Consider the following 14,155-nt stretch of genomic DNA (forward strand, 5'->3'; position numbering starts at 1 on the left):
CGTCAACGACGTCGTCCGGAATGCGGCGAGGTCGCGGCAACCAGCTACGGATTGTCTTTTCTCCTAGTATCGGCTCTAGGCAGGTACACCGGGTTAAGCCGACAAAGGTGGGGTACGTCACAATTGCCTGAATGTTCCGCGGACGCAAGGGTGCAATTTGACGTATTGTACCGTTTCGTCGCAGGACGACAGGTTATTCCGGGATGTAACGGCCGCGCTTCGAGTTGAGTGGCACTCGAAGCAGTCAAAGACGAGGCTGGCAGACACGCGCGGATTCGTAAACCTTCGGCCATCCGCACGTGACCTATTCTTCGGAAATGGACCAGGAACTCCTCACCATTCGGCGGGCCATCAACGGCGATGAGGCCGCGCTCCGGGCGCTGTGGACCCGGCACGCGCCGCACATCGACCTGGTCGTTCGCCGGCTGGTCGGGTCCGATCACGATCTGGCGGCCGACATCGCCCAGGAAGTCTGGATTCAGATCTTCCGCGCGCTGCCGAGCTACCGAGGCGACGCCCAGTTCGGCACGTGGGCGCATCGCATCGCCGTCAATCGGACGCTGAACGCGCTTCGGAAGACGCGGCGGCTGGCGTCGATCGAAACCGAGGTCGAGGAGGACAGCGCGGTGAGCGAACCGGACACGGACCGTTCGTTCGTCGCGCAGTCGATCGGCGAGGCCGCGGCCAAGCTGTCGCCGGGAGCGCGGACGGTGTTTCTGATGCACGATGTCGAGGGGTATACGCACGAAGAGATCGCCGCCGAATTGGGAATCACCACCGGCGGGTCCAAGTCACAGTTGTTCAAAGCCCGTACCAAGCTGCGCAAACTGCTCGCCCACCTGGTCGAGTCGGATGCGATTAGAGATATCAGATTATTGAGCAAGGAAGCCGATCATGCCTCACCTGTCACCTGAGCGCCTCTCGGCGCTGGTCGACGATCCGCCGACGGCGGCGGAGCTCGCCCATCTCGCGGGCTGCGCCGACTGTACGCGTGAGCGCGCCGCCTATCGCGCGCTCGACAAGCTCGCCGCGGGCAATGCCCGCAGCATCGGAGCGCCGCTCACCACGTGGGAGTCCCTGAGACCGGCGCTTCTCGCGGACGGCGTCATCGATTCCGGACGCGGGCTCGTCTCCCGCGCTCGGCCTCGGCGGTTCGGATGGTTCCAGGCCGCCGCGGCGGCGGTGCTCGTCGCGGGCGGAGTGGTTGCCGGCCGCGCTTCGGCCAACGTGTCATTGACGACCGGGGCGACGCCGGCAACAGGCCGCATTGCGGCCGCCGATACCACGCCTCGCTTCAAGTCGCTCGACGAAGCTCGCGCCGCGCAGACGCAGTCCCAGATCGTCTACCAGAATGCCACCGCGTATCTCGCCCAGAACGACACGGCGAGCCGCGTGATCGAAGGCTCGGCGGCCATGCGTACGCGTCTGGCCGCGCTGGATGGCACGCAGCGTGTGCTGAACCAGGCGCTCTCCAAGGCACCGTACGATCCCGTCATCAACGGCTACTACCTGACGACGGTCGGACAGCGCGAGGCGACGCTCCGCATGATCAATACGTCCGCGCCGGCTAGCATGCGCGTCATGAGTTACTGACCCACACGCACGAACAGTGACCGATAGAGTTTCGATGTCGAAGAACCTTGCTAAAGCTTTCGGCGGCGCCGCCGCCATGATCTCCCTCGCCGGGCTGGCGCCGGCGCAGGTCGTTACCGTGCGCCGTGACACCACCGTGCGCCGCGACACGATGACGGTAACCCGCCTCATCGTGCTGCCCGGCCGCATGGACTCGATCCTGATCATCGCCGGGCGGATTGCTCACGAGGACTACGGCAGCCCGGCGTGGAAGAAGGCCGCCGCCATGCTCGATTCTCTGACCATGCCGCTGCCGCCGCAATTCGGGCACAAGCCGGTCCGAACCATCACGCTTCGAGCAGCGTTCAAAACGGATCAGGGTTGGGTCGGTCTCAACACGCAGGGCCCGGCGGCCCAGGGCGCGATGGACAGCACCGGAGCACGGCGCGTTCGCTACTTCGGATATCAGGACGTCCTGTCGGTGGATCCTGGGTCGCCGGCGGAGCGTGCGGGAATAAGGCCCGGCGACGTGCTCGTGGCGTACAACGGCACCGATTTGATCGCACACGAATTCAATCTCCGCGATTTGTTCGCGCCGAAGAAGCGCGTGGACCTGAGCGTGCGACGCGGGAACGAAGTGAAGCAGTATTCCCTCGTCGTCGCCGTTGCTCCGGAACCCGTGCTGCGGCGGCGGATGGAGATGGAGAAACAAGTGTGGTTCGAAGCGCCGACGCCACCGGGTACCATCGTGATGAGCGGCGACAGCGGCGGTCAGGTCCAGTTTCGTACGTTTGCCGGGCCAGGACGCCGCGGTGGCCCGGCGCTAGGCGACATCGCCATGCGGATGCCGCTGGAAAAAATGATCTTCTTCTCGCCCAACGGGCTGTTCGGCGCCGGCCTCACGAGCGTGAACGAGGAGCTTGCGCAAGCCCGCAACCTGCCAAAAGGCGTTCTGGTCACCAACGTGCCTGAGGGGTCGCCCGCGTTTCGCTCTGGACTGCGCATCGGCGACGTGATCATCACGGCGAACGACGATTCGGTGACCACCGTCGGGGAGCTGCGCGATCTCGTCATCCGTCACTTCGCCGACCGCTCACTGGCGCTCCAGGTCTCGCGTCAGGAGAAGACGAAGAAACTCGTCCTCTCCTGGGCTTCGCCCTGAGCTATTTCACCGTGCCCGGCGGCAGCTGATAGACCAGTCGCAACGTCGAGCGGTCCGGCGGCATGATCTCGTGCATCATCTCCGTCGGGAACATCTTCGTGTGGGAGTCTCGTGAGTGGCCGAGCCCCAGCGCGTGGCCGGCCTCGTGCCGCACGATGCCGGCGACGTCCCAAGGACGGATCATCGTACCCGCGCTGTCGTGCACGGCCACCACGATGTCGGCGTTCACGATCCAACCGTTCCCGTCGGTCGTGCGCTTGGTGAACCCCACCCGCATTCCGTCCGATGGCGGGAAGCGGTCGATCCACGAGATGTGCACGTCGGACGTCGCCGAGTCGATGACGAAATCGAAGCGCATCGGCAGATCGTCGGACGACCACTCAGCGAACGCGTCGCGCGCCGCCTGTGCGTAGCGAAGATCCCAATCGCGGATGTCGGACCCCGATTGCACCCAGATGCGAAGCGCGCGATCGCGGTGGTCCGGCCAACGGACGAGCTTGCCGCCGAGATCGACGAGCATGTCGCCGATGTACGTGTCGCTCGCGGCGTCGATGCGCGCGCGAATGTCGGCGTCGTCCCGTTTGACTGGCGCGCCGGTCGCCGGAACGATGGACGACGCCACGTCCGCGCGTTGCTCGTCGCTCGGCTCCGTGACGTGCTCGGGACGCCGCCGTTTGGGAAAGGTCGTGTAGCCCAGCGTATCCTCAGCGATCTCAACAATAGGATCGGGAGGGATGCTCGCCTGGCGGTCGACGACCTGCATGACGACGAACGCGCCGAAGCCCGCGACGATGGCGTACAACGTCGCGTCAGCGCGCCGCATGGAACCGACTACTTGAGAGGGCCGGCCGGCAGCGCGTAGAGGAGGCGGATGGTCGCGCGATCAGCCCCGGACAACGAACGCACGCGAACTCGCGGTGCCATGATGCTCGTCGTGTCCCCCGTGTGGTCGAGGCCGAGGAGATGCCCGATCTCGTGCAGGGCCATGGCCTGCATCGCGTCGTCCTCGAGCAGCTCGCCCTGGTTGTGGTGGACGGCGAGCGTGATGTTCGCGTCGGTGATCGTCCACGAGTCGTCGCGCGCCCAGCGAGTGCGGCCGCTGATCGGTTCGTGGAAGCGGTCGATCCAATTGACGTGAACGTCGGCGTCGCAGGAGTCGTCGACGAAGGTGAAATGCACCGGCAGATGAAGCGAATCCCACTCCTCGAACGCGGCGCGTACGCGGGCCACGAACGACGGCGAGAAGTCGTGGACGTTTGACGCCGGCTGAATCCAGACAGTGAGCGGCACGCCCTTTCTGTCCGGCCATCGCGCGAGTGCCGAGTCACGCTCGAGCAGGATGTCGGCGATGTACGTGCCCGCCTGTTCGTCGCGCACGCGTCGCCGCACGTCGGCGAGCCCGCCGTCCGAGAGGCTGAAGGACGCGGGTCGTATCGACGTGTGGTGCGTTCCGGTGCCCACCGTTCCGGACGCACTGTCGCGATGTCGCGCACGGACCTCTCCGAAACTCGAGTCGGTCGTGTCGTACGCGTGACTGAGGCAGAACACGAGAGCAAGCGAGAGGACGGGAAAGGCTGCGCGCCGCATACCCTAGGAACCCGCCGCCCATCATCGGGCGAGGAAAGGAAGGTGTCGATCAGGGGGATGAACGACCCGGGCGCGTACCCAAAAGACGAGTGCCGGAGAGGAAACGCCACCGGGTGTGGGCGCCTATCCTAACGTTCGTTTCGGGAGCGTGCAAGCGAGATCTCGCGGATCTTTAGCGCCGCGACGAAGCTGTAACACGACTTAGCAACTCCGGGGGCGGAGAGGCCGCCGAACTTCCACTCGGGCGCTTCTCGCTGTTTCGTTTCTTATCGCTTTTGGCTCTTTGCTGCTTGGCGCTTCGGCTTTTTGGTTCCCTCGCTGTTCGGCTCTCGTGCCGTTCAGCTCCTTCGCTCCTCGGCTAATTCGCCCGATGCTCCTCCTCCTCGTTGCCCTTCAGCAGCAACCCGACCCCGTCCTCGCGAAGATTCGTGACGAGGGTCTGAACCACTCGCGCGCTTGGTCGATGGTCGACACCCTCGCGACGGTCATCGGCCCGCGACTCACCGCGTCTCCCGCGTTCACGCGCGCGGCGACCTGGGCGCGCGATCATCTGTCTTCGTGGGGACTCGCTGACGTGCACATGGAGTCCTGGCCCTTCGGTCGCGGCTGGGAGCTGGAGAAGTACACGCTCGAGATGACGTCGCCGCGTTTCGCGCCGATGATCGGCTATCCGGACGCGTGGTCGGCGCCGACGAAGGGTGAGATCGCCGGCACGCCGGTTTTCATCGCGGGCATCTCCTCCGATTCGCTCGAGAAAATGCGCGGCGTCCTCAAAGGCGCGATCGTCCTCGCGCAGCCGATGATGACGAACTTCATCCGTGAAGACCGAGTCGATCCGTTCGGTCCAACCGGAGACGTCTACACACCGGCGCCGCCGATCGGCGGCGGGCGGGCGGGCGGCGGCGGCCGCGGTGGCGGACCGAGTGAAGCTCAAAAAATCCAGACGATTCTGCACGACGCCGGCGTCGGTGCGGTGCTCAAGCCGAGCCGCGGCGAGCACGGCACGATCTTCGTGCAGGCGCGCGACGTCGGCGCGAACGCGGTGCCGTCGGTCATCGTCGCGGGGGAGCACTACAACAACCTCGTTCGACTGCTCCAGGATCACGTGCCCGTACGGGTACGCGTTCAGATAGACGCGAAGTATTTCACGGCCGACACGAGCGGCTACAACATCATCGCCGAGCTGCCGGGGTCTGACCCGGCTCTCAAAGACGAGATCGTCATGATCGGCGCGCACCTCGACTCTTGGGCGTCGGCCACCGGCGCGACCGACAACGCCGACGGAGCGGCGACCGTGCTCGAGGCGATGCGCATCCTCAAAACCGTCGGCGCAAAGCCGCGCCGCACGATCCGCGTCGCGCTCTGGGGCGGCGAAGAGGAAGGACTCTACGGCTCGAAAGCGTGGGTCGCGCGACACCTCGCCGGCGACGCGAACAAGGCCGCGCGCGACAAGTTCGACGTGTACTTCAACATCGATCCGGGCTACGGCCGCGTGTACGGCTTTTACACGCAGGGCAACGACGCCGCGAAAGCGATCTTCGACCAGTGGCTCGAGCCGTTCAAAGACGTAGGCGCGAAGCGAAACCTCCGCGCGGGCATCGGCAACACCGACCACTTGAGCTTCATCGCCGAAGGCGTGCCCGGCTTCAATCCCGTGCAGGAGTTCTCGACGTACGACGTGCGCATCCACCACACGAACATGGACACGATGGAGCGCATGACGCCCGAGGAAGTCGCGCAGGCGGCGACGGTGTTCGCGACGTTCGCCTACCAGGCGGCGATGCGCGACGCGCCCATTCCGCGCGCGCCGCGTTGATCGCGCATCTTCGCACCCCGCACTCCGGACTCGGCGGCTAGATCTCTCGGCGCTTGGCGAACTGCGCGATGTTGTCGCCCGCGCGGAACGCCAGCGCCTGAATCGTCATCGTCGGCTGCCCGCGGCCGCTCGTCACGAGGCTCGACCCGTCGACGACGAAGAGATTCCTCACGTCGTGCGCGCGGTTGTACTTGTCCACGACCGACGTCTTGGGGTCGTTGCCCATGCGGCATGTACCCAGGAGATGGACGGCGAACTCCTGGCTGTCGACCGGCAGCTGCCACGTCTGCGCCGCGCCCGACGCGTGCAAGAGCTCTTCGCTCCGCTGCGCGAAATACTTGTAGAGCTTGAGGTCCTGCGGATGATCCGCGTACGTCATTCGGATCGCCGGTACGCCCCACGCGTCCTTCACCGTCGGGTCGAGCGAGATGCTGTTCGTCGCGACGGGCAGCGACGTCGTGTGGCCGAAACAGATGACCGAACGCGTATACGTCTGGGCGATCCAGCGCTTGTACGCTTTGCCCCAGCGCGGCGCCTTGGGCGGAATGCCGATGTCGCTCGCGAATTGGATCGGCGTGGCGTCGAATCGATAGTCGAAGCCGCCGCCGCCGACCAAGCCGAGTTTGGGGTCGAGCTCGTACAGATCCCACACGACGCGCGTCGCGACGATTCCCTTGAACCCGTTGACCTCGTGATCGAACACGCCGAGCGCGAGGCCGGCGCCGTTCGGCATGAGATACTTGCCGACTACGCCACTCGAGTTGGCGAGTCCGTGCGGAAAGAGATTCGACGCGGAGTTGAGCAACAACCGCGGCGTCTCGGCGCCGTTCGCGCAGACGACCACCGCCTTCGCGCGCTGGAAAGCTTCCTTCTTGTCCGCGTCGAAGTACTTCACGCCGGTCGCGCGGCCCTTCGCGTCAGTCTCGATTTTGCGCGCGTAGGAATTGGGGCGGATCTCACAGCGGCCCGATGCGACTGCCTTCGGGATGACGGAGACGAGCGAGCTGGATTTCGCGCGAACCTCACAGCCAAAGCCCTCGCAGAATCCGCACTGCACGCATTGTGATCGTCCGTCGAACGGCTTCGACGCGATCGCCATCGGAGCGGGGAAGGGCTTGTAGCCCAGCTTCTTCGCGCCGCGCTCGAGCAACACACCTGTCGATTTCGGCGGATGCGGCGGCATGGGATACGGTCGCGATCGCGGCGGGTCGAACGGTCCGGGCGCTCCCGCGACGCCGACTTCCCAATCGACCTTCGTGTAGTACGGCTCGAGATCCTGATAGGTGATCGGCCAGTCGGCGAAACCGGTGCCGGCCAGCGTGCCTTTCACGCTCGCTTCCTTGAAGTCGATCTCCTTGAAGCGCCAGAAATTCGCCGAGAAGTGCACGCTCGTGCCGCCGACGCCGCGGGCGTACACGAGCGCGGGCTGCTTCTGTGCCTTGTCCTTTTCTGTCTTGCGGAAAGTGGTCGGCGAGACGTTCCAGTCGTTGGACAGCGCGCTCTGCTGGAAGATCTTGATCTCGTCGTGGACGAAATCGCGCTCCGTCCGCCACGGACCCTGCTCGAGCACGACGACGCGGAATCCGGCTGTCGAAAGCTCCTTCGCGACGACGCCGCCCGCGGCGCCCGATCCGACGATGACGAAATCGACCTCGTCGTCGGGCCGGTATTTCACTGTCGTTTGCTGGAGCGGCGCGAGCCGCGGATGCGTGTGGTCAGGCATTCTGGTCGTACCAGCCGAAGGGCGGTCCCCACGAGAACCGGTCGTCGAAGCCGATCCAGCGCCAGCCCATCTTTTGATAATTCCCGCCCCACTCGGGGTTCGCGAGCATGCCGGCGATCGTGCCGTAGCGGATCGCGTTGAAGAATTGCGGCTTCTCTTTCTCCATCGCGGTCAGGACGGCGATCTGCTTGTCCGACGGGAGCGAGGCGAACGACTTCGCCCCCCGCTGCGCCTTCGCGGCGCGAGACCTCAGCTCCTTCGCGGCCGACACCATCGCCTGCTTCTGGTCTTTGGCCCAGGTGGAGATCGCCTTGTCGATGAAGTAGACGACACGTGCCTCACGCGCGCCCGGCGTCGAGTCGGTCGGCACGATCTGCGCGGCGGCGGCGTCGATCTCCATCGCGTCGTCCGGTGTCAGCGCCTCGAACTTCGACGCCTGCATCGCGTGAAGTCCGGCGGCGAGGATCTCGCTTCGCGTCGCCGCGAGCCACACTCCGGCCGCGGCGGATCCCGCGAGCGCCACGAATTGTCTGCGCGAAAACTCCGACATGGATCGCGGCCTCCCCGGTGGTGAAACGTCGCCGGATTCTAGCGGTTGGCACACCGCCGCGCGAGCGTCGTCGTGTCAGAGCTTCGCGGGTGTCTCCCACGTTCTCGTCTCCGCCGACCGGAACAGCGCGTCGATGACGGCCATGTTCGCGATCGCGTCATCGATCGACACGAGCGGCTCGCTGGCGCCGCGGATGGCGTCGACGAAGCGGTCGGCCTGAAGCGCGTATTGATCTACGGCATCGAAGTCGATCGGCCGCGCGGCGAGCCCACCGAGCTGACTTCCGTCGTCGACGAAAACGCGGCACCGCCGATCGGCCGGCGCGTTGAACGGAATCTCGACTTCGATCCTGCCCGTCGTTCCATAGACGAGCATCTTCTGATACGGAACGAGCTGCCCGGCGCAGGCGAACGTCGCCTGCCCGTTGGGAAACCGCAGCAGCGCCGACGCGAGCCGGTCGACCTTCATGTCCGGATCGCGCTCGATCTGTCCCACCACTTCCACCGGCTCGGCGCCGAAGAGCCAGCGCGACATCGTGATGGGATAGCAGCCGATGTCCAGCAACGCGCCGCCGCCGTACTCCACGCGGCTCCGCACGTCGGCCGGGTCGCGCCGAAAGTAGCTGAAATGTCCGCTCACGAGACGCAGCTCGCCGATAGTCCCCGACTCGACCAACCGCTTCGCCTCGAGCCACTGCGGATGGCCGCGCACCATGAACGCCTCGGCGATCACAACCCCGGTTCGATCGCGGGCCGCGCGCAGCGCGCACGCTTCGTCGGCCGACATCGCGATCGGCTTTTCGCAGAGGACATGCTTGCCAGCGTCCGCCGCGCGAATGGACCAGGCCACGTGCAAATGGTTCGGCAGCGGGTTGTAGATGGCGTCGATTTCGTCGTCGTCGATCAGCTCGTCGTACGATCCGTACGCTCTCGGGATTCCGAGCGCCGCCGCGGCCGAGCGCGCCTTCGCCGCGTCTCGAGACGCGACGGCAACGACTCGCGAGTGTCTGGTGCCCTGAATGGCCGGGATCACCTTGGTCATCGCGATGTTCGCCGCGCCGAGGATTCCCCATCGAACGGGAGCGGCCCCGGTGGGCGAAGCGGTTGCGGACATGCGTGGTTTCTCCAAGGTGTCGTTGGAGAAAAACGAGAAGGTTGTTTTCTCGTACTGCGGTCGGCGCTTACTAACGCTTGGAGTCGGCTAGCTGATGTACCGATTCCGCCAGCATGCGAACCTTGGCCGCATCCGACGCCGACTTCGTATCGCCGTCGAGCGCGGATGCCAGCCGCGTGAGCGCGGTGTGCTGAGCGGCGCCCTTCATTGATTCCGCTTTGGCGAGCGCGTCGCGCGCGGCGGTGATCCGGTCGGCGGCGAGGCCGTTGTTGCGCGCGAGTTGATCCAGATACGCGCGCGGAACGGTGAAGCTCGGCGGGAACGTGTAGCGCTGCTGGTTCTGGACGTTGAGCAGGTCGACATGAATCAGCTTGGCGGCGTCGATCTCGTTCTGCGAGAGGAACTCGCTCGGCTTGAGCTCGAGAACGTCGATGCCGCGGCCAATCTCCGATCCGTAGATCAAGCCGTTGTACCAGTAGCCGGCCCAGAAGCCGCTCAGGTAGAGCTTTGTGGAATCCATCGGGCCGCGGTCGAAGAACGCGATCTCCTTCGGGTTCGACGGATCGGTGAAGTCGAACACCGAGAGCCCGCCTTGATACCAGCCTTGGACGAGGATGTCGCGTCCCGGAACCGGAACGAGCGACCCGTTGTGCGCGACGCAGTTCTCCTGGTCGGTCTGCGGCGCGGGCATCTTGAAGTAGCCGCGCTGCGTCATCTTGCCGTTGGCGATCGTGAAGATCGCGTCCGCGCCCCACTTCGGGTTGTCGGTCGCTCGGCACTTCGGCTGCACGCCGCCGCCCCACTCGTCGCTGAACAGTACCTTCTTGCCGTCGTTGCTGAACGTGGCGGAGTGCCAATAGGCGAAATTCGGATCCGCGACCGCGTCGAGCCGCTTCGGATGCACGACGTCGCGAATGTCGAGCAGGATGCCGTTGCCCGAGCACGCGCCCGCCGCCATGCCGACGGCCGAATAGACCGTGATGTCGTGGCACTGGTCGGTGACGCTCGTGGCCTGCGTCCCTTCACCGTGCGTGCCGCCCTTCCATAAACCGGCGACGTTCCCCTCCGCGTCGGCGAAGATGCGCGGGTTGCTCACGACCTTCGCGTTTTCCGGATGGTCGAGTGGCACCTGAATGACGTCGATTCTGAACCGCGACGTGTTCTTGTCCTGTTCAGGAGGAAGCGGCGAGCAGCCCGTGAGCTCGTTGGGCGACCGCACGCCGGCCGTGCCCGACACATAGATGTAGACGTTCTTCGTGTCTTTGGGATCGACGACGAGCGTGTGCGTGTGCGATCCTCGGCAAGTCTGCACGGCCGCGACCTGCTTGGGATGATCGATGTCCTTGACGTCGAAGATCCGCACGCCACGGAATCGCTCTTTGCTCACCGTGTCCGTCACGCCCTGGCCGCCGCAGTCGAGGCGCCCGCGCGTCTCCTCGACGGAGAAGAACAGCAGATTTCCATAGAGAGTCGGATCGCCCTGGCCGCCGGGGCAGACGAACGTGCTGCGCAACCGGGGGTTGTGCGCGTCGGAGACGTCCCACACCTGGAAGCCGTGGAAGCCGCCTTGAACGATGATGTTCCCCTTGAACGCGAGGTCGCCGTTCAAGAACCCAAAGTCTCCGGGGTCCGAGGGGTTGTAAAACCCTTCGGCCTTCTTGCCGCTGCCGAGCAGCTCCATGTTGCGCGCGGCCTGCTGAGCGTCCCACCATCCGGCCTTGAGACCCACGCGTGGGTCGGTCTGACCAATCGCCGGAAGCGCGAATAGGGCAACTGCGATGGCGGCTCGTCGCGCCGCTCCGATCAAAAAGTTCGACATTCTGGCTCTCATGTCATGGATCTCGTGGGGGGGTCAACGGCGAACGGCGCGGTGTGGCCCCGATTCGCGCCGTGCTCGTTTCCAAGCTACCCGGCGCGCCGAGCGCTTGGTAAGGCGCTCGTGGGCAAAGACTCGCGCAACGAAAAGGGATGGCTCGCAGCGTTCCGGTGCTACGAGCGGAGGGCGCGCGGTCGATCGTTCCATCCTCTCCAACCGGATGGGCACATGCACGACACGACTTTCTCCCAAGCGGCGCCGTTGGCCGCCGACACCGTGGACACCGACGCCGAACGACAGCTCGATGATCTCGAGGATCTCGATGACGACGACTGCTTCGAGGAACTCGGCGACTTGGGCATCCCGGACGAGCTCGAGCATTTGGGCGGATACAGCGAGTCCACGGCCCTCGAAGACCCACCGCCAACGTAACGCTTGGTCGCCGAGCGGCTGCCGGTAAGCAGATCGGGGATTCGCAGCATCCAATCGGTTGAAGGCGTCCTGGCCACAACCGAAAGGAGGTTCCATGCTACGTCGTGCGCTCGTCCCCGTATTCGCGACCGCGCTGCTCTCGCTGGCAGCGGCGGCACCGTCGCCGACCCGAGTCGTCAAATGGCCGCCGTGGCTCTCGATCGAGTCGCCGGTAAATCCCTGGGATCCGGCCTCGCGCGGCGTGGCGTTCTACGTCCGCACGATGCTCCGCGAGGGCGTGCCGAACGTCTCGGACATGACGGGGACCGCCTACGGTCTCGTGGACGGAAAACGCCAGACGGTCCCGCTCGAATTCGGCACGACCAACCGTCCGGGAGTCTTCTCGGTCCGCCGTTCGTGGCCGGCCGAGGGCGCATGGGTCCTGCGCGTCTCGCTGATGACCACGTCGGCGCTGCTCACGCTGGACCGCCAAGGGAACGTGGCGTCTGTCCGCATTCCGACGGAACGCGTGCACGACGACGTGTTGCCTCGCCAAGTGGCGCAGCGGGAAATCGATTCCACGCTGGCCGAGATCTCCAAACGGTGACGCGCAGATGCGCGCTACCGCCCGCCGCGTGACGACCGAATCGCCCGGAATGGCTTCGCGCTTGGACGGCGCCGTCGCTCTCGACGACGTCGTCCGTCGCGCGCAGTCGGGCGACGTTGCCGCGTTCGAGACATTGTACCGAGCGCACGCGCCCGCGATCTACCTGCTCTGTCACCGCATGACTCGCGACGAGCGCGAGGCGCGCGAGCTGACGCAGGACGCGTTCGTTCGGGCGTGGGAGCGGCTGCCGTCGTTTCGCGGTGACAGCGCCATCGGAACGTGGCTGCACCGGCTCGCGGTCAACGTCGTGCTCAATCGATTCCGCGCCGATCGTCGGCGCGAGCTCACCTCGCTCACCGACGATCTCCCCGCGCCGCGTACCGCCGGGTCTAACCTCGGCGCCGACGATCGAATAGACCTCGACGCGGCGATCGGTCAGCTCCCGAACGGCGCGCGCACCGTGTTCGTCCTCCACGATCTGTGCGGCTACTCCCACGACGAGATCGCCGACATGACCGGCATCGCCGCGGGGACGGCTCGCGCTCAACTGTGGCGCGCCCGACGCGCCCTGCTTTCGATTCTTGCCCCATGACGAATCCCTCCGCCAACCACTTATCCGAGGACGAGCGGCAGTGTGCTGCGGACGGCACGTTGGACGCCGTCAGTCGCGCGCGCGTCGACGCGCACCTCGGCGAGTGCCGAGAGTGTGCGGCCGACGTCGCCCGCCTTACCGCGCTCATGAATCGAATCGACGACAAGAGACTATCCGGATCGGCGGCGACGCTGGCGCCTGTTGTCGAAGGCCTGTGGCCTGAAATCCGTCGGCAGATCGAGAGCACGAAGGTGGTTGCGCTCGACTCCGACGAGACGGCGGCGAGGAGGTGGCGGCTGCGTGTCGATCCGTGGGTGATCGGAGTCGCCGCATCCGTCGCGGCAATCACGGCGCTCACCGTGATCCAGATCGTTCCCCGGGTCGTCGGTTCGGTCGCCGCGACTGGAGCGAGCGCAGTCGCGGCCGACAGCACGCTCCGCTTCGCGAACGATTCGGTGGAGAGCTACCGCGAAGAGGCGGACAGGCTGATGGACGATCTCCAACTGCAACGCGCCCAGCTTTCGCCCGCGGCGCGCGAGGCGATCGACGACGATTTGAAGACGGTCGATCTCGCGATCGCCGAGCTTCAGGCGGCGGTCGCGCACGACCCGAGGAATCCCGCGCTGCGAGCGATGCTGGCGTCGTCGTACCGTCAGAAGGTGGACGTGCTGAAAAAAATCCCCAACGCGAGCTGACGATGACACGCCGAGTGCAGTTCATGACGCTCATCGCATGCCTCGCCGCCTCCATCGCCGGCGACGCACGCGCTCAAACCGGGCCCGCCCGTACGCCGAGGATTCTCGGCGCGCGTCCGGCCACGCCAGACGTCGGCGTCAAGATCTGGGTTCCCTCGGGCTCCGCGCGGCTGATCGGCTGGGATCGCGACTCGATCGTGGCGCGCGGCCGCGTCGCGTCGAACGGCAATTTCTTCTTCGCGCGCGGGCGCGACAAATCGGCGTACAAGCTCGGCGTCGAGCCGAGAGGGCCCCACGGCGACGTCGGTCCATCGGACCTGGTGATCTACGTACCTCGCCGCGCCGGCGTTTCCATCAAGACGGTCGATGCGACGATCACCGCCGAAGGCGTCGGCGGATGGTTCTACTCGGTGTCCGGCGCGATTCGTCTTGCCGGCGACGCCGAGCACGTCGAGGCCGAGTCGATCACCGGCGACATCGACCTCGACGTCACGTCGATGCTCGTGAAGGC

At 65.7% G+C, this 14,155-nt stretch carries 15 protein-coding genes; 9 read left to right on the plus strand and 6 right to left on the minus strand.

Going from position 1 to position 14,155, the window contains the following annotated elements; all coding sequences use genetic code 11:
• Window positions 1–317: 317 nt before the first annotated feature.
• Genes VGQ44_05095 through VGQ44_05105 form a run of 3 tightly spaced genes read left to right on the plus strand, consistent with a single transcriptional unit; the run spans window position 318 to window position 2,734 of the window.
• Window positions 318–914 carry a sigma-70 family RNA polymerase sigma factor gene (locus VGQ44_05095; GenBank protein HEV8446169.1) on the plus strand — a complete coding sequence of 199 codons (597 nt, stop codon included), beginning with the start codon at window positions 318–320 and terminating at the stop codon, window positions 912–914.
• On the plus strand, window positions 895–1,593 hold the full coding sequence (locus VGQ44_05100; GenBank protein HEV8446170.1) for a zf-HC2 domain-containing protein: 699 nt from the start codon (window positions 895–897) through the stop codon (window positions 1,591–1,593). The genes VGQ44_05095 and VGQ44_05100 overlap by 20 nt, the downstream gene beginning before the upstream one ends.
• A gap of 16 nt (window positions 1,594–1,609) precedes the next feature.
• On the plus strand, window positions 1,610–2,734 hold the full coding sequence (locus VGQ44_05105) for a PDZ domain-containing protein (GenBank protein HEV8446171.1): 1,125 nt from the start codon (window positions 1,610–1,612) through the stop codon (window positions 2,732–2,734).
• Window position 2,735: 1 nt separating this feature from the next.
• On the opposite strand, the gene VGQ44_05110 is transcribed toward VGQ44_05105, so the two are convergent.
• Together VGQ44_05110 and VGQ44_05115 are read right to left on the minus strand one after the other, a co-directional pair.
• Window positions 2,736–3,557, minus strand: a complete 822-nt coding sequence (locus VGQ44_05110; protein ID HEV8446172.1) for a matrixin family metalloprotease — start codon at window positions 3,555–3,557, stop codon at window positions 2,736–2,738.
• Between the two features lie 8 nt (window positions 3,558–3,565).
• On the minus strand, window positions 3,566–4,321 hold the full coding sequence (locus tag VGQ44_05115) for a matrixin family metalloprotease (GenBank protein ID HEV8446173.1): 756 nt from the start codon (window positions 4,319–4,321) through the stop codon (window positions 3,566–3,568).
• Window positions 4,322–4,691: 370 nt separating this feature from the next.
• Here VGQ44_05115 and VGQ44_05120 point away from each other — a divergent pair, with 370 nt between their 5' ends.
• Window positions 4,692–6,137 (plus strand): M20/M25/M40 family metallo-hydrolase, encoded by a 1,446-nt coding sequence (locus VGQ44_05120; protein HEV8446174.1) that lies wholly within the window; start codon window positions 4,692–4,694, stop codon window positions 6,135–6,137.
• A gap of 37 nt (window positions 6,138–6,174) precedes the next feature.
• Here VGQ44_05120 and VGQ44_05125 read toward each other — a convergent pair whose 3' ends face one another.
• The 4 genes from VGQ44_05125 to VGQ44_05140 all read right to left on the minus strand — a co-directional run bounded on the left by VGQ44_05125 (window position 6,175) and on the right by VGQ44_05140 (window position 11,342).
• A complete protein-coding gene (locus VGQ44_05125; GenBank protein HEV8446175.1) occupies window positions 6,175–7,860 on the minus strand; it encodes a GMC family oxidoreductase in 1,686 nt (561 codons plus the stop codon).
• A complete protein-coding gene (locus VGQ44_05130; GenBank protein HEV8446176.1) occupies window positions 7,853–8,410 on the minus strand; it encodes a gluconate 2-dehydrogenase subunit 3 family protein in 558 nt (185 codons plus the stop codon). The genes VGQ44_05125 and VGQ44_05130 overlap by 8 nt, the downstream gene beginning before the upstream one ends.
• 75 nt (window positions 8,411–8,485) lie before the next feature.
• Window positions 8,486–9,523 carry a Gfo/Idh/MocA family oxidoreductase gene (locus tag VGQ44_05135; GenBank protein ID HEV8446177.1) on the minus strand — a complete coding sequence of 346 codons (1,038 nt, stop codon included), beginning with the start codon at window positions 9,521–9,523 and terminating at the stop codon, window positions 8,486–8,488.
• Between the two features lie 70 nt (window positions 9,524–9,593).
• Window positions 9,594–11,342: a hypothetical protein gene (locus VGQ44_05140; GenBank protein ID HEV8446178.1), complete on the minus strand. Its 1,749-nt coding sequence runs from the start codon at window positions 11,340–11,342 to the stop codon at window positions 9,594–9,596.
• 225 nt (window positions 11,343–11,567) lie between these two features.
• On the opposite strand from VGQ44_05140, the gene VGQ44_05145 reads away from it, so the two are divergent.
• From VGQ44_05145 to VGQ44_05165, 5 genes are all read left to right on the plus strand, one after another.
• The gene (locus VGQ44_05145) at window positions 11,568–11,771 is read left to right on the plus strand and encodes a hypothetical protein (protein HEV8446179.1); all 204 of its coding nucleotides are present in this window, start codon (window positions 11,568–11,570) and stop codon (window positions 11,769–11,771) included.
• A 94-nt stretch (window positions 11,772–11,865) separates the two neighbouring features.
• The gene (locus tag VGQ44_05150) at window positions 11,866–12,357 is read left to right on the plus strand and encodes a hypothetical protein (protein HEV8446180.1); all 492 of its coding nucleotides are present in this window, start codon (window positions 11,866–11,868) and stop codon (window positions 12,355–12,357) included.
• Window positions 12,358–12,364: 7 nt separating this feature from the next.
• Window positions 12,365–12,949, plus strand: a complete 585-nt coding sequence (locus VGQ44_05155; GenBank protein HEV8446181.1) for a sigma-70 family RNA polymerase sigma factor — start codon at window positions 12,365–12,367, stop codon at window positions 12,947–12,949.
• Complete coding sequence (locus VGQ44_05160; GenBank protein HEV8446182.1) at window positions 12,946–13,644, plus strand: zf-HC2 domain-containing protein; 699 nt, start codon at window positions 12,946–12,948, stop codon at window positions 13,642–13,644. The genes VGQ44_05155 and VGQ44_05160 overlap by 4 nt, the downstream gene beginning before the upstream one ends.
• 2 nt (window positions 13,645–13,646) lie before the next feature.
• Window positions 13,647–14,155 (plus strand): hypothetical protein (locus tag VGQ44_05165; protein HEV8446183.1); only part of this gene is annotated, 509 nt, incomplete at its 3' end.

This window comes from Gemmatimonadaceae bacterium (genome assembly GCA_036003045.1).
GTDB lineage: Bacteria > Gemmatimonadota > Gemmatimonadetes > Gemmatimonadales > Gemmatimonadaceae > JAQBQB01.

Coding starts and splice junctions, on each gene's coding strand:
- VGQ44_05095 (HEV8446169.1), top strand. CDS start 318: ATGGACCAGGAACTCCTCACCATTCGGCGGGCCATCAACGGCGATGAG.
- VGQ44_05100 (HEV8446170.1), top strand. CDS start 895: ATGCCTCACCTGTCACCTGAGCGCCTCTCGGCGCTGGTCGACGATCCG.
- VGQ44_05110 (HEV8446172.1), bottom strand. CDS start 3,557: ATGCGGCGCGCTGACGCGACGTTGTACGCCATCGTCGCGGGCTTCGGC.
- VGQ44_05115 (HEV8446173.1), bottom strand. CDS start 4,321: ATGCGGCGCGCAGCCTTTCCCGTCCTCTCGCTTGCTCTCGTGTTCTGC.
- VGQ44_05120 (HEV8446174.1), top strand. CDS start 4,692: ATGCTCCTCCTCCTCGTTGCCCTTCAGCAGCAACCCGACCCCGTCCTC.
- VGQ44_05125 (HEV8446175.1), bottom strand. CDS start 7,860: ATGCCTGACCACACGCATCCGCGGCTCGCGCCGCTCCAGCAAACGACA.
- VGQ44_05130 (HEV8446176.1), bottom strand. CDS start 8,410: ATGTCGGAGTTTTCGCGCAGACAATTCGTGGCGCTCGCGGGATCCGCC.
- VGQ44_05135 (HEV8446177.1), bottom strand. CDS start 9,523: ATGTCCGCAACCGCTTCGCCCACCGGGGCCGCTCCCGTTCGATGGGGA.
- VGQ44_05140 (HEV8446178.1), bottom strand. CDS start 11,342: ATGTCGAACTTTTTGATCGGAGCGGCGCGACGAGCCGCCATCGCAGTT.
- VGQ44_05145 (HEV8446179.1), top strand. CDS start 11,568: ATGCACGACACGACTTTCTCCCAAGCGGCGCCGTTGGCCGCCGACACC.
- VGQ44_05150 (HEV8446180.1), top strand. CDS start 11,866: ATGCTACGTCGTGCGCTCGTCCCCGTATTCGCGACCGCGCTGCTCTCG.
- VGQ44_05155 (HEV8446181.1), top strand. CDS start 12,365: ATGCGCGCTACCGCCCGCCGCGTGACGACCGAATCGCCCGGAATGGCT.
- VGQ44_05160 (HEV8446182.1), top strand. CDS start 12,946: ATGACGAATCCCTCCGCCAACCACTTATCCGAGGACGAGCGGCAGTGT.